Origin of the sequence: Synechocystis sp. FACHB-908 (assembly GCF_014698595.1) — a bacterium.
Taxonomy (GTDB): domain Bacteria; phylum Cyanobacteriota; class Cyanobacteriia; order Cyanobacteriales; family Microcystaceae; genus Synechocystis.
The window spans coordinates 341,182-353,748 of the sequence record NZ_JACJTH010000011.1; the positions used below are offsets into that span (position 1 = coordinate 341,182).

Genomic DNA, 12,567 nt, shown 5'->3' on the forward strand with positions numbered 1-12,567 from the left:
TGGATCGGTCCGTATCAAAAACTACAGCAAATTTGAGGTTAATTCGTGCCAACGGCTTAAGGAGGGACAGGAAGGGGTAAGATTTCTCTAGCCAGTGACAGCCATCTCGGTTGGCAATTTGTCCTTGCCCTAACTCCCCGATCTCAATGAGTAACGAAATTTACCTTAACCATCCGACCTTCGGGCTTTTGTATCAGATTTGTTTCTTGGATGATAATCAGGAGATTTTTACTACCCTTTATGCCCAAAGGTTATTTTTTTTGGTAAAAACGACGCCGAACAATACCCAATTTGAACCCATTACCAGGGCGGATGCCAAACTATTAATTGAAAATCGCCTGAGGTTTCTACGCCGGGCCGGGGATTTTAAGGCCTATGACGTGTTGGCAAAGTTACATAAAAACACTTTTTGAGATTGATTTCTTGGTAAATGTTCCCGGGGATTATGCCGTTTTAGAACATTTTCAGTCTCCTATGGGATTTTATCTGGGCCCAAGCGAACTAATTGCGCTACCCTGAGCCTGGATAAACCCTTAGTAAATTCAAGCGAATTTAAGGATTGAAATTTATGTTGCTCAAAAGTGCTTTTACTTGGTTGGCTTTGACCTTTACCACTGGCCTGGTGGCGATCGCCCCGGTCCAGGCGGAAACTGTGTTGGAGAGGGTGGCCCGCACGGGGGAATTACGGGCTGGAACCCGCACCGATGCTGTCCCGTTTGGTTTTGAGATGGCCAATGGGGAAATGGAGGGTTATGGGGTTGATTTAATGGCCTTAATTGCCTTGAAGTTGGCAGAAGAGATGGGTAAGACCATTACGGTTGATTTAGATAGGGTTGACCTCCAGAGTCGTTTTGAGGCGATCGCCAGTGGGGAATTGGATATAGTTTGTGAAGCCACCACCATTACCCAAGATCGGTTGGAATTAGTGGATTTTTCAGCTCCATTCTTTATTTCCGGGGCCAAGTTTTTGATGAAACAAGGCAGTGTGGAGGGCTTTAACATTAATGGCACCCTGGAGGGCATTCCCATTGCCTACATTCAAAACACCACCACCTTTGATATCATCCCCAAAATTTATCCCCTAGCCCAGTGGGTGCCAGTGCAAGACCGGGAGGAAGGCATTGCTAAATTGGATGGGGGCCAGGTGAAGGCCGTTGTCAGCGATGGCATTTTGCTAGTGGGGGAACTGCTTAAACAGGGCAAAAACCCAGCTGAATACGCTCTAGGACCTTATCAACCCATTACCACGGAACTTTACGCTTGCATTCTGCCCCAGGGGGACGGAGACTGGAAACGCTTTGTGGATGAAGTAATTTCTAGCACGGAAAACCATGATTTGCTCCAGGAATGGTTCAACATTGACCAAACCAATGTGGTGCGGGTTGATCCCCTTTAGATTTTAGGACGGCGATCGCCGGGGATAATTGACCAACCATTTCTCCCATTGAATAGTAAAACCAAGCCCGGTCTACTCTTTTGCTAGCTTCCTGGGCTTGGAATTGCACGCTTTTTGAGCGTGATTTAATCTTTCAGTTAGAGAGTTCAAATCCCCGCATGGCCTAGGGCCAGACCGGTGGCTAACATACCAAAAACTAGAAATGGCTGGGCACTGGCTTGGTATTTGACATCATTTTCCAGGGGATTACGGAGAAAATACATATCCTGAAAAGTTATCTGGGGAATGAGCAATAGCAACACAATGGTGGCATAAAGCTGTTGGTGAACATAAATCAGGTATCCCGCAATACCCGCTTGGAAAACGTCGATCATGATCACGCAGATCCAAGCTGCTGTCCCGATACCAAACATCACCGGCAAGGACTTGAGCCCCAATTGGCGATCGCCTTCCACACTTTTGAAATCGTTAACCACCGCAATGCCCAAACCAGCCAAGCTATAAATTAGGGTCAAGACCATAATGGTGGGATTGAGGGTGCCAAACAGAGCATGGCCCGCCCACCACGGTAGGGCAATGTAGCTAGCCCCCAGAGCATAGTTACCCAACCAGCCATTTTGTTTTAGCTTCAACGGTGGTGCAGAGTAAATATAAGCAACAAAGGCTCCCCCCAAGGTGAGCACCATCATAATGGGAAAATCGTGCTGGGCCCACACGTCCAAGCCGTAGGCAACGCCAATACCAGCCACCAACAGAATTAAAATTTGGGTCACCACCTGGGGCACGGAAATGGCCCCGGAAGGAATAGGTCGGTAGGGTTCATTGATGGCGTCGATGTCCCGGTCGTAAAAATCATTGAGGGTTTGGGTATAACCGGTCATTAACGGGCCGGACAACAACATACAGGTGAGGGCTTTAAGGAAATCCTCCACTGACCAGATGTAGCCCCCGGAAGAAGCGGCCCCACAGACCACCCCCCAGATCAGGGGAATCCAAGTGATGGGCTTCATCAACTGAAGACGAATTTTCCAAATGGAACTTTCCCCCGGGGCGGCCCCCTTCATGCCCAGTAACTGCCGAGCCTTGGCTTGGTTTTGGCCGGTATTTTGTGTGTCAGACATAGATGATTCAAAGGTTGACTAGCGTACCCAAAAACACTGACCCAGCCTATCACCCTTGGGGCTAGGAATGCCATGGAACAATGGGGGTAACTTGGTTGGGGGTTAAACCTTGACCGACTTAGGCCGAATTGAGAGGAAAGTTCCTAACCGAGACTCTGCAGAAAGTTTTCCAGCATTTGCTTCCCTTCCTTCGTGAGAATACTTTCCGGATGGAATTGCACACTCTGCACATGGGGATAGTCCCGGTGCTGAAAAGCCATTACCATGCCGTCGGCCAACCAGGCCGTCACCTCCAGGCACTCCGGCAAACTCTCCCGCTCAACGATCAGACTGTGGTAACGGGTTGCTTGCACGGGACTGGCTAGACCAGCAAAAATGCCCTGTTGTTGATGGTAGATCTGGGAAGTTTTGCCGTGCATCAATTCCGGGGCGGCCACCACCTTGCCCCCAAATACTTGGCCAATACTCTGGTGCCCCAGGCAAACGCCTAAAATCGGCGTGGAGGCGCTGAGCTTTTCAATTAACTGGAGGGAAATGCCCGCGTCATCGGGACGGCCAGGGCCGGGGGAAATAACAATGGCATCGGGCTGGAGGGATTTAACTTCTTCGAGGCTAATTTGATCGTTGCGATACACCTTCAGATCTTCGGCTACGGCGTATTTCTGCCCCAATTCGCCTAAATACTGAACGAGGTTGTAGGTAAAACTGTCGTAGTTATCTATGACCAGAATCAACTGGAATGCTCCTTTACGGTCAAATGTGGACGGGGATTAGACCATCAAGGATAGCAGTGGTGGTAATAATAAACAGCCCCCCACTATCACTGCGGCGATCGCCGCTAATAATACTGCTCCGGCCGCACAGTCTTTGGCAATTTTAGCTAGCTCATGGTAGGACTGCCCCACCGTTAAATCCACCACCGATTCCAGGGCTGTATTTAACAACTCCAAAATCATTACTAGGCAGGAAGTCAGGGCCAGCACCGCCACGGCGATCGCCTCTAAATGCAACAGAGAGGCCGCTGTGATGACCGCTACCCCTGTGAAGGTATGGATACGAAAATTCCGCTGGGTGGCAAAGGCATAACTAACTCCGGCCCAGGCGTAACGAAAACTTACCAAGAGATTGGGGGCCACCTGCCAGGCATTTTTTCTCAACGGCTTTTTAGCACCGGGCTTGGAGGCAGGTACCACCAGACCCAGGGGAGGAGGGGGCTGGGTCTGATTAGCCTTGCCGGATAAACCCTGATCAGCAAAAACCGCCGAGGATGGGGAAGACATGGGATATACCGATTTCATGAGCTACGACTCCGAGCAGTGTAGTCGACAGAACAATTCTCCTATGTAACCTGGATTACAAGTTTTAGGTGAATAGGGGAGGATTTTGGCCGATTAAAGTTAATAGATGGGATTGTTCGGACAACATGGTGGTGAGGGAGGCTTCGTCGGGGTGATCCCAACCGAGGAGATGGAGTAGGCCGTGGGCCGTTAACCACACGACTTCTAATTTTGCACTATGGCCCCGTTCCCTAGCCTGATGGTCAGCCCGTTCTAGGGAGATCACTATATCACCCAAATAAAGGGGTTCCTCCGTTTCTTCAGATTCTATTAAGGGAAAATCTCCTTCTAAGGCCGCAAAAGCCAACACGTCGGTGGGCTTATCCTGGTGGCGAAATTTACGATTTAACTCTTGGATACGGCGATCGCCGGTGAATAGTAAGGTGAGTTCGTAGCTGGAGGCGGGGGGAAGACAATCTGCCAGGTATTCCAGCCAGCGTTGACACCACCCTTGCCAGGGATTGGTTAGTAACTCTTCCACCCCTGAACTCGCCATGGCGGAACCAGTCAAATCAGTTTGTAAGCTTAATTCCACCGCAATCTTGTTAACAGAGGTAGGGGCCATGGCCTTAGCGGGTTAGGTAGGAAATCCCCACCAGCACTCCGAGGAGGGCACTGGCGGACAGAAAAAAATGGGTTAGGGATTTGCCCTTTTTGCGCACCATATTACGCATAGCCAACTTAACGTAGGTCGGTGGGGGTTCCGCTGGGGCAGGATTGGTCATTTCCGGCGCTTCCGGGGTGGGTAAATCACTCATAAAAATCTATGGCAAGGGCAAAAACAATCGTTTAAGATCCGACGGACTACTCTTCAGCTTCCCTAACTCTAGTGAGGAATTTTGCAAAATGCAAGCTTGCCCGGCGGGCATGGTAGGATATAAGGCTGGATTTATCAACGAATTTCACTAACTTTGCACGACTGGGCCCTAACCCAGACCGGTGGAATTTTACCCCAATGGCCACCGGCGATCGCCTTCTTTGCCCCCCATGAAACACACCCTCTCTGTTTTAGTTGAAGATGAAGCCGGAGTGCTAACCCGCATTGCCGGACTATTTGCCCGCCGTGGTTTTAACATTGAGAGCTTGGCGGTGGGGTCGGCGGAACAGGGGGACGTTTCCCGCATCACCATGGTGGTGCCGGGGGATGAGAACACCATCGAACAACTGACCAAGCAACTCTACAAGTTGGTTAACGTAATTAAAGTACAGGACATCACCGAAACTCCCTGTGTGGAAAGGGAATTGATGCTGGTGAAGGTGAGCGCCAATGCCCCTAACCGAGCGGAAGTGATTGAGCTAGCCCAGGTATTCCGGGCCCGCATTGTGGATATCTCCGAAGACACCGTCACCATCGAAGTGGTGGGGGACCCGGGTAAAATGGTAGCAATCCTCCAGATGTTGGCCAAGTTCGGCATTAAAGAGGTGGCTCGAACGGGCAAAATTGCTTTGGTGCGGGAATCCGGCGTCAATACGGAATATCTGAAATCCCTGGAATCCAAGTTTTAGGGCCTATCCTTCCTTCTTTAACCATTGATATCCATTGGCCTCAAGCACGTCTCCCCAGGGTTGTCCTGAGCTCTTTGCCCAGTATTTGCAAACATCTCCATGGCTGATCGATTTTCTCCATCAGACCCCTCCCTCGCATCCCAACTGGAAGCTACCCTGGGGCAACTTGAACAGGTAATTCAAAAGTTACAGGCCAATCCCCAACAAGGCATCCAACTTCCCCGAGCAGCCGTTGACCGCCTCCAGGCCACGGCTAGCCGCTTAGCGGTGTTGGTCAATAGTTCTGCAACTTCTGCCCCCGCCCCTCTGCAACCAGGCCCCCTACCTGGTGATCTGCAAACGGAACAATGGGACGATTTTTTTGCTGAATCTGTAGAAACAGATGTTAGCGCTTCCCCCCAAGTTAATAAAGTCAAACCCCGTAAAAAAGGGAAATTCGGTATTTTGGCCACCATTGCCACTGCCCTGTTGGGAATTTTGGTGGGGATTGTCCTTTGGATTGGTATTCCCCCCCTTAATCTGCCGCCACTTTGGGATCAATTAGCGACCCAATGGGCTAATGTAGCAACGCTTTTGCCGACTAAAGAGCAGCCCCCGGTGCCCCTGGCCGATTCCACGCCCAATACCGTCAATACATCTCCCGAAAAGACAACCAATTTAGTTGAAGAGACCGGATTACCCACAGTCCTGGAAGCCCCCTCTCCCCCCGCACCCGTGGCCGTTTCCCCCCTGCCCCTGGCCCCCTTAACTCCGGAACAGAGTTTATTGGCGGTGATTCAGCGGGAATTAGTAGATTTAGAAGGACTTTATCCTCCCCAGTTGATGGAGCGCATCGAACCAAACTTTTTAGCCAGTCGCTTGACCTTGACGGTAGGCGATTCCTGGCAGGAATTGTCCCCCAAACAGCAACAAACCCTCCTAGATGCCCTATGGCAGAGGGCCCAAAAACTTTCCTTCCGACGACTGTGGATTTACGATCTAAAAGGGGATCTCATTGCCCGATCGCCGGTGGTGGGCCAGGATATGGTGGTTTTTAATCTTCCGTAGGGCGATAACTTTTTTGCAAAACTCTGCTGGGGATCGGTTTCCCAAGCCAGGACAACATCTAGGATTAAACAGCATCAAATCGGAGAAAAAATCATGATCAAACTATACGGTGCCCCCCAAAGTCGAGCCTCCATCATTCAGTGGTACTTAGAAGAATTATCCCTGCCCTACGAATTCGTCAACGTTAACCTCAAGGAAGGGGAACATCGCCAAGCTCCCTATTTAGCCATTAATCCCTTTGGTAAGGTGCCGGCGATCGCCGATGGGAACTTTCATCTCTGGGAATCCGGTGCAATTTTGCTTTACTTAGCGGAAAAAGCTAGCACCATTCCCGCCGATGCCCAGGCCAGAGCTCTAGTTAACCAGTGGATTTTATTTGCCAATTCCACCCTGGCCAATGGTTTATTTATTGAAGCAGTGCGGGAAAAGGAAATGCCCCGACTGTTGCAATCTTTGGAGAAAATTTTAGGGCGATCGCCATTTATCCTCGGAGAAAAATTTTCGGTGGTGGATGTGGCCGTCGGTTCAATTTTGGCCTATGTCCCCATCATGCTCAAACTTAATTTTGACGACTATCCTGCGGTGGCGGCCTACGTCCAGGGCCTAGTGCAACGACCGGCTTTCCAAGCTTCCATCGGTGCCCGCTGACCAGTGACCAGATCAACCTGGGAAACCCTAACCCCATGGCCCCATCATAGTTTATTTTTATAGTCAAAATAAACTACATGATTGGTGGAAGTGCGAATTTGTCGGTAATTATTTGCCCCGGCCAACGGTTCTAGGGTAGGTAGATTTGGTACAGTGAATGCCAGAGGGAATTTATTCTGCCTGTGACCCAAAATTCCTGGCGATCGCCCCCAATTCCTGCTTCCTCCCCACCTTGTTGGCAACTACCATGGTCCACTCCTCCAGCCTTTCAGGGACAGCGAACAATCACCACGGTCAAGAAAATAACCAGGAAAGTTCCCCGAATGTCCCCGACTGGGCCACGGTATGTCAACAGTTGCTCTACCGGGCTCTCCCCTGCACCTCAGTGCAAACTCAGCCGGAATGGGTTGTGAAAAAAGCCGGTCGCATTCCCCGTTCCCTTAAGGTTATTGCCAGCGGATCTACCGGCGGCCACAACGCCCCGGCTAGCTATGGCCCCCTGGAATTTTTGGACAGTTTATTAACTCCCATCGCCGAGGGAGGGGAAAAAAGCCGTTACCTGGCGATCGTGGGGGAAGCGGGATCTGGGAAAACAATTTTTTTGCAACATTTTGCCCAGGGGCTCTGGCAACGCCACCAAGAAGGCCAGGCCCATTGCTTACCCATCTGGCTTAACCCCTCTCGTTTTAAACACCGGAGCATCAAAGACTATCTATTTGGTCCTTGGTTACAAGAAGCCATGGCCCTCGAAGAAGAAATTCCCCCGGCAACTTGGCGGGATAGTTTACTGCTGGGACTCCAGACGGGGCAGTTTTGGTTAGTGTTAGACGGCATTGATTACACCTTTACCGACCCAAGCCAGATGTCCGGGGCCCAAGGCAGCCTTACCTGGCTCAAGGATAGTTTGGCGGAAGTGCCCACCACTCCGGTGCTGTTGAGTTGTCGTCCGGACACCAGGCGCAACGATCCCCGGGGACTGGCCGGTTTTACCCGTTATCAAATCGAGCCACTGGTCTATCCTGATAACGTGGAAATCGCCATTGAAGATTATTTCAGCGCCGATCGCCCGGGTCAACCGGAAAACCCCGGTAAGCCCAATGCCCTAGCCAATGCTTTGAAAGAGGCCCTGGCCAATCCCTCGGTGAGGTATTTACGTCCCTATCTCCTCCGTCCCCGGCGCTTAATGCTGTGCTGTCGCTTTTGGGCAGATCAACCGAGGGACTTTCCCGTCAGCAGTGGAGCTCTGTATAACAAATTAGTTAAGGCTTTTTATCTGTGGCAGAGTGAATGGGCCCCTACCAAACCAGGACAGCAGGATGAGTTGGCCCAGCTTTTGGGTCAATTAGCTAAACAAATGCTGGGGGAAAACCGAGCTGACCATCGGCCCCTGGCCCCGGTGGAAGTGGAAAAAATTTTTGGCAAAGATTCCCCCCTGTTGCGTTCGGCTTTGCAATTGGGCTGGTTAATTCCCAAGACTGCTGTGCGCAAAGGCGTTTGGGAAAGGGGCTATGGCTTTGCCGACGACACTTTTCGGGATTATTTTGCCGCCCTGGCGATCGCCGATTGGCACTTTTTCCTAGATATTTATCGGCATCAGTATCGTATTTTCGATCCAGAGTGGCAGAGGGTATTGGCCTTTTGGTGGGGAAGGGAAGATATCAGCTTAGTCAATAAACAAGCCTTTCTCCAGGCAATGTTGGAGTTTGACGACCGTTGTAGCCCGGAAAATTTTTACGGACTCAGGGCTTTGGAGTGTGCGGCCCTGGCCCTAAGGGAATGTCCCGACCTTGCCCAGGCCGATGAAATTGTGGCCAGATTATTAGCCCAGGGATTGCCGCCCATGGCAGGTAATGGGGGTCAACAAAAATGGGTGACGGCGCTTTTGACTGAAACCCACCGCGCGCCAGTGCTCCAAGCCCTGCTCAAAATTCTACAAACCACCGAAGATGACCGGATATATGGTCAATGCTGCCAATGGCTGGGACAGTGGGGGCAGGGATTTCCCCAGGCGATCGAAGTTTTAGAGCAACAGTTAGCCCTCCATGAACAATCTAGTTTGCGCTTTGCCATTGCCTCCGCACTGATTTTAATTGATCCCAATAGTTCCCCCGGGGTAGCTACTTTCTTGGCGGCATTGCGCCCTGGCCAAAAAGATTACAGCCTAGCCCTCCAGACCTTAGCCCATTGTGCCGTGGGCAACTTGCCGGTGATTAAAGCTCTGCTGGATTTTCTTTCTCCCAAATTATCGGTTCTGCACCATCGTCAGGTGTTGCAATGTTTGGAAGTGGTGGGCAAAAACCACAGCCTGGTCATTGCCGGCCTGCTGCAAAAACTAAGGCTTTATCCCCCTGGGGCTTTTCTCTGCCAGACAGCCGAAAGTCTAGAAAAAATTGACCCCGGCAACCCCACTGCTCTGGTCGTTCTCCAAAGGCATATCCAAGCAGATCAACCCCTACCGTTGCGAAAACAAGCCATCTATAGTCTGGGGGAAGTGGAAGTGCCGTCGCCCACCGTCGTAGCTGGCTTAGCTGACCTATTGATGGCGGAGGAGGATGTTTTTGTCCGTTGGTTAATTGTCAGTAGTCTGGCCAAAATTGGCCAGGGAGACCCCTCGGCGATCGCCACCCTAACTACCCTAGTGGAAAAAGCCGTGGCCCAACCCCGCACGGAAGAAGGGGACTGGTTGCTCAATGAAACTATCCAAGCTCTGCTAAAAGTCGATCCCCAGAACGTCGGCATTTTGTCTTCCCTGGTATATTTGTTGGAAAACACCGAAACCAGCGAGCATCTCCAAACTTGGGCCGAAATTTTAGGCCGCATTGATCCAGGTAATCCCATCGCCATTAATACTCTCCTACGTCTATTGCGTAACAAGGAGGATCCCTATGGCCAACGACAGGCCGCCGCCAGTCTAGCCACCATTGATCCAGGTAACCTTTCTGCCCTCATGGCCCTGATCAATCTCCTGCAAAATGGCGACAACGAAAGTATCCGCCTAGCGGCCGCCCAAGATTTAGCCCTGGTGGGAAAAAATAATCCTGCTGTGTTGGCGGCCCTAATCCGTGTGGTTGGCACCGATACTGAGGCAGAAATACTCCGGGGTGTGGTGAAAACCTTGGCCCAAATCGGCTCTAACAATCGGGAAGTGACCCAAGCCCTGGTGGGATTACTGCTGGAAAATCCTGAAGATCGGGTCCGTCAGGATGGAACCCAGGCTTTGATCAAAATTGTGCCCCGTAAGTTATTACCCACGGTGGTTTATCAGTTGCGGGAGCTATGTGCCCGGCCCCAAGGGGAAAACTTGGCAGACCATTGGCAAATTTTTTGGTACTGTGCCCGACAAATGACCTATGCTGACTTTTATCAAGCATGGCATCAAACTCCCCTGGCGGTGTCCGGCACCAGTATTCCTGGGAAAAGTTCTAAACAAAGATCCTTTTTCCGATACTCCCTGGCCCAAACTTTACAGGGGGAAAGTGATCCCCTCAATGGTTGTCGGATAATTTGGATTGATACTAGTCAATTTTTGAACTTGGATAATCCCAGTGTGGATATCTACGACCAAATGCTTGACCAAGATTGTCCTGAATTTGACGGAGCTATCCCTGATAATTTATCTAAACTGCGGTTCTACTGGCATCAACTACAACGGAAGCAAGGTCATCCCCTTCTGCTGTTGTTCGAACAGTTGAGTCCCTCCCCCCTAGACCTGGAACAACTTTGGCAGCAGTTGGGCACTTTCCATGGCCCGATCGCCATTTTGGGGGTGACGCCGGCCCCGAAAACTGTGGTGTTGCCCTATTTTCAGTTGCGGGAATCCCAAACTACGGCGGCGGACATTGTCGCTTGGTTGCAAAATTGTCTCACCTCCCCTTGAATTACTAAAATCATCACACTTTGGCTATGACCTATTGTTTGGGTTTAATTAATCGTTTTGGCATGGTCATGGGGGCAGATTCCCGCACTAATGCGGGGGTAGATTATACTTCCGCCTATAAGAAATTATTTGATTATTCTCTCCCTGGCGATCGAATTTTAATTCTTTGCACCTCCGGCAACCTAGCCATTACCCAGGCGGTGCTCCATCAGATTGACCGAGATATCCAGCGGGATGACGGGGACCATCTCCACAACATTGCCACTATGCACGAAGTGGCCACTTACATCGGCGGTAAGGTGCGGGAAATGCAGGAAAAAGACCGACCATGGCTAGAAAAAGATGGCATTGATTTTCAGTGCAATTTCCTCTTGGGAGGGCAAATTAAGGGGGAACCGCACCAGGAATTGTACTTGATTTATCCCCAGGGTAATTTCATCCAAGCCACCAAGGAGACTCCCTTCCTACAAATTGGCGAAACTAAGTATGGCAAGCCGTTGCTGGACCGCACCATCACCTATGACACCCCCCTGGAAGCCATGGCCAAATGCGCCTTGCTTTCCATTGACTCCACTATGAAGTCAAATATTTCCGTTGGGCCCCCCATTAATCTGACCATGGTGGAGGCCAATCATTTTTCCGTGCGCCATACACTACAACTACGCTTGGGAGATCCCTACCTGGCTAAAATGCGTAGCCTGTGGGAATCCTATGTACGTCAAGCTTTCGAGTCCATGCCCAATGTGGAATGGGAAGCCAGCCAAAGCGATTCCGGGGAAGATGTCTTGATTGATTGAACTACAACAGTGTTACAATGCCCGACTCTAGATTGTAGTAAGCGCCCATAATCAATAACCTTTCTTCAGCTATCAATTGACTTAGCACCGGGGATTGTATGAGTACTGCCATTTGGTGTTCAACGTTGGCTTTCGTGGCCATGACCACACTGGCGGCATTACTGCTGTCATCGGTAACAGAGCCGATATCAATTTTTTTGATCACACTGCCAATTTGTCCCGGTAAATCTCCCCCATCCATGGCGGCTTTCACAGCCCCACAACCTTGGTGTCCCAAAACCATCAACACCTTTGCTCCCAAAACTAGGGTGCCAAATTCCAAGCTTCCCACCTCCTGAGGGGTTGCGACGTTGCCGGCAATGCGACAGATGAACAAATCCCCTAAACCCTGATCAAAGATAATCTCCGGCGGTACTCGGGAATCGGCACAACTAAGGATAGCGGCAAAGGGATTTTGACCTTGGGCCACTTCCGCAAGACGATAGAGGTCTTGGTTGGCCTTAACCCTTTTTTGTGCGGCAAAACGTCCATTGCCCTCCATCAATTCCGTTAAAAGTTGCTGGGGCGTTTGGTTAGCAGACTGGGCCTGGGCAGCCGGGTTACCAGCCATTTGATTGCCCAGTATGGTGGCCATCAAGCTAGTGCCGAGGAAAGCTCCGCCATATTGGATTAACTGACGGCGATCAATAGTAGGGATTTTAGCCATGGGGTAATTTAGCTGAGTATCAGGAAGAACAACTAAAAAAACTGAGGTATTTTGAGTTAGGGCAAATTTTTCAATTTTCCCCATCATAGTCAGAAAAATTCCCTGGGGGCACTAAGTGGGAAAATGACAAGG

At 50.6% G+C, this 12,567-nt stretch carries 13 protein-coding genes; 7 read left to right on the top strand and 6 right to left on the bottom strand.

Features of this window, described 5'->3' with window-relative positions; translation table 11 throughout:
- The first annotated feature begins 146 nt into the window (after positions 1 to 146).
- On the top strand, positions 147 to 413 hold the full coding sequence (gene pipX, locus H6G46_RS04695) for a transcriptional coactivator PipX (RefSeq protein ID WP_010873509.1): 267 nt from the start codon (positions 147 to 149) through the stop codon (positions 411 to 413).
- Positions 414 to 568: 155 nt separating this feature from the next.
- Positions 569 to 1,396 (top strand): amino acid ABC transporter substrate-binding protein, encoded by an 828-nt coding sequence (locus H6G46_RS04700; protein ID WP_010873508.1) that lies wholly within the window; start codon positions 569 to 571, stop codon positions 1,394 to 1,396.
- Positions 1,397 to 1,542: 146 nt separating this feature from the next.
- Here the strand turns inward: H6G46_RS04700 and chlG are convergent, their stop codons facing one another.
- From chlG to H6G46_RS04725, 5 genes are all read right to left on the bottom strand, one after another.
- The gene (gene chlG, locus H6G46_RS04705) at positions 1,543 to 2,517 is read right to left on the bottom strand and encodes a chlorophyll synthase ChlG (protein ID WP_010873507.1); all 975 of its coding nucleotides are present in this window, start codon (positions 2,515 to 2,517) and stop codon (positions 1,543 to 1,545) included.
- 143 nt (positions 2,518 to 2,660) lie between these two features.
- Positions 2,661 to 3,251 carry an aminodeoxychorismate/anthranilate synthase component II gene (locus H6G46_RS04710; RefSeq protein ID WP_014407140.1) on the bottom strand — a complete coding sequence of 197 codons (591 nt, stop codon included), beginning with the start codon at positions 3,249 to 3,251 and terminating at the stop codon, positions 2,661 to 2,663.
- Positions 3,252 to 3,287: 36 nt separating this feature from the next.
- Entirely contained in the window at positions 3,288 to 3,815 is a 528-nt protein-coding gene (locus tag H6G46_RS04715) for a diacylglycerol kinase (protein ID WP_010873505.1), read from the bottom strand.
- Between the two features lie 64 nt (positions 3,816 to 3,879).
- A complete protein-coding gene (gene ybeY, locus H6G46_RS04720; protein ID WP_010873504.1) occupies positions 3,880 to 4,419 on the bottom strand; it encodes an rRNA maturation RNase YbeY in 540 nt (179 codons plus the stop codon).
- 4 nt (positions 4,420 to 4,423) lie between these two features.
- Positions 4,424 to 4,612 carry a DUF3285 domain-containing protein gene (locus H6G46_RS04725; RefSeq protein WP_010873503.1) on the bottom strand — a complete coding sequence of 63 codons (189 nt, stop codon included), beginning with the start codon at positions 4,610 to 4,612 and terminating at the stop codon, positions 4,424 to 4,426.
- 229 nt (positions 4,613 to 4,841) lie between these two features.
- On the opposite strand from H6G46_RS04725, the gene ilvN reads away from it, so the two are divergent.
- The 5 genes from ilvN to H6G46_RS04750 all read left to right on the top strand — a co-directional run bounded on the left by ilvN (position 4,842) and on the right by H6G46_RS04750 (position 11,729).
- Positions 4,842 to 5,360: an acetolactate synthase small subunit gene (gene ilvN / locus H6G46_RS04730; protein ID WP_014407139.1), complete on the top strand. Its 519-nt coding sequence runs from the start codon at positions 4,842 to 4,844 to the stop codon at positions 5,358 to 5,360.
- Positions 5,361 to 5,459: 99 nt separating this feature from the next.
- Entirely contained in the window at positions 5,460 to 6,407 is a 948-nt protein-coding gene (locus H6G46_RS04735; RefSeq protein WP_010873501.1) for a hypothetical protein, read from the top strand.
- Between the two features lie 93 nt (positions 6,408 to 6,500).
- Positions 6,501 to 7,055, top strand: coding sequence for a glutathione S-transferase family protein (locus tag H6G46_RS04740; RefSeq protein ID WP_010873500.1), 555 nt, complete (start codon positions 6,501 to 6,503; stop codon positions 7,053 to 7,055).
- Between the two features lie 157 nt (positions 7,056 to 7,212).
- The gene (locus H6G46_RS04745; RefSeq protein ID WP_010873499.1) at positions 7,213 to 10,932 is read left to right on the top strand and encodes a HEAT repeat domain-containing protein; all 3,720 of its coding nucleotides are present in this window, start codon (positions 7,213 to 7,215) and stop codon (positions 10,930 to 10,932) included.
- A gap of 26 nt (positions 10,933 to 10,958) precedes the next feature.
- The gene (locus H6G46_RS04750) at positions 10,959 to 11,729 is read left to right on the top strand and encodes a hypothetical protein (protein WP_010873498.1); all 771 of its coding nucleotides are present in this window, start codon (positions 10,959 to 10,961) and stop codon (positions 11,727 to 11,729) included.
- Position 11,730: 1 nt separating this feature from the next.
- Here the strand turns inward: H6G46_RS04750 and H6G46_RS04755 are convergent, their stop codons facing one another.
- Positions 11,731 to 12,435, bottom strand: coding sequence for a carbonic anhydrase (locus tag H6G46_RS04755; protein ID WP_041426032.1), 705 nt, complete (start codon positions 12,433 to 12,435; stop codon positions 11,731 to 11,733).
- Between the last annotated feature and the right edge of the window lie 132 nt (positions 12,436 to 12,567).

Bases quoted from the DNA above. Each gene is read 5' to 3' on its own strand.
- pipX (WP_010873509.1), top strand. From the start codon at position 147: ATGAGTAACGAAATTTACCTTAACCATCCGACCTTCGGGCTTTTGTAT.
- chlG (WP_010873507.1), bottom strand. From the start codon at position 2,517: ATGTCTGACACACAAAATACCGGCCAAAACCAAGCCAAGGCTCGGCAG.
- H6G46_RS04700 (WP_010873508.1), top strand. From the start codon at position 569: ATGTTGCTCAAAAGTGCTTTTACTTGGTTGGCTTTGACCTTTACCACT.
- H6G46_RS04750 (WP_010873498.1), top strand. From the start codon at position 10,959: ATGACCTATTGTTTGGGTTTAATTAATCGTTTTGGCATGGTCATGGGG.
- H6G46_RS04725 (WP_010873503.1), bottom strand. From the start codon at position 4,612: ATGAGTGATTTACCCACCCCGGAAGCGCCGGAAATGACCAATCCTGCC.
- ilvN (WP_014407139.1), top strand. From the start codon at position 4,842: ATGAAACACACCCTCTCTGTTTTAGTTGAAGATGAAGCCGGAGTGCTA.
- ybeY (WP_010873504.1), bottom strand. From the start codon at position 4,419: ATGGCCCCTACCTCTGTTAACAAGATTGCGGTGGAATTAAGCTTACAA.
- H6G46_RS04745 (WP_010873499.1), top strand. From the start codon at position 7,213: ATGCCAGAGGGAATTTATTCTGCCTGTGACCCAAAATTCCTGGCGATC.
- H6G46_RS04740 (WP_010873500.1), top strand. From the start codon at position 6,501: ATGATCAAACTATACGGTGCCCCCCAAAGTCGAGCCTCCATCATTCAG.
- H6G46_RS04755 (WP_041426032.1), bottom strand. From the start codon at position 12,435: ATGGCTAAAATCCCTACTATTGATCGCCGTCAGTTAATCCAATATGGC.
- H6G46_RS04735 (WP_010873501.1), top strand. From the start codon at position 5,460: ATGGCTGATCGATTTTCTCCATCAGACCCCTCCCTCGCATCCCAACTG.
- H6G46_RS04715 (WP_010873505.1), bottom strand. From the start codon at position 3,815: ATGAAATCGGTATATCCCATGTCTTCCCCATCCTCGGCGGTTTTTGCT.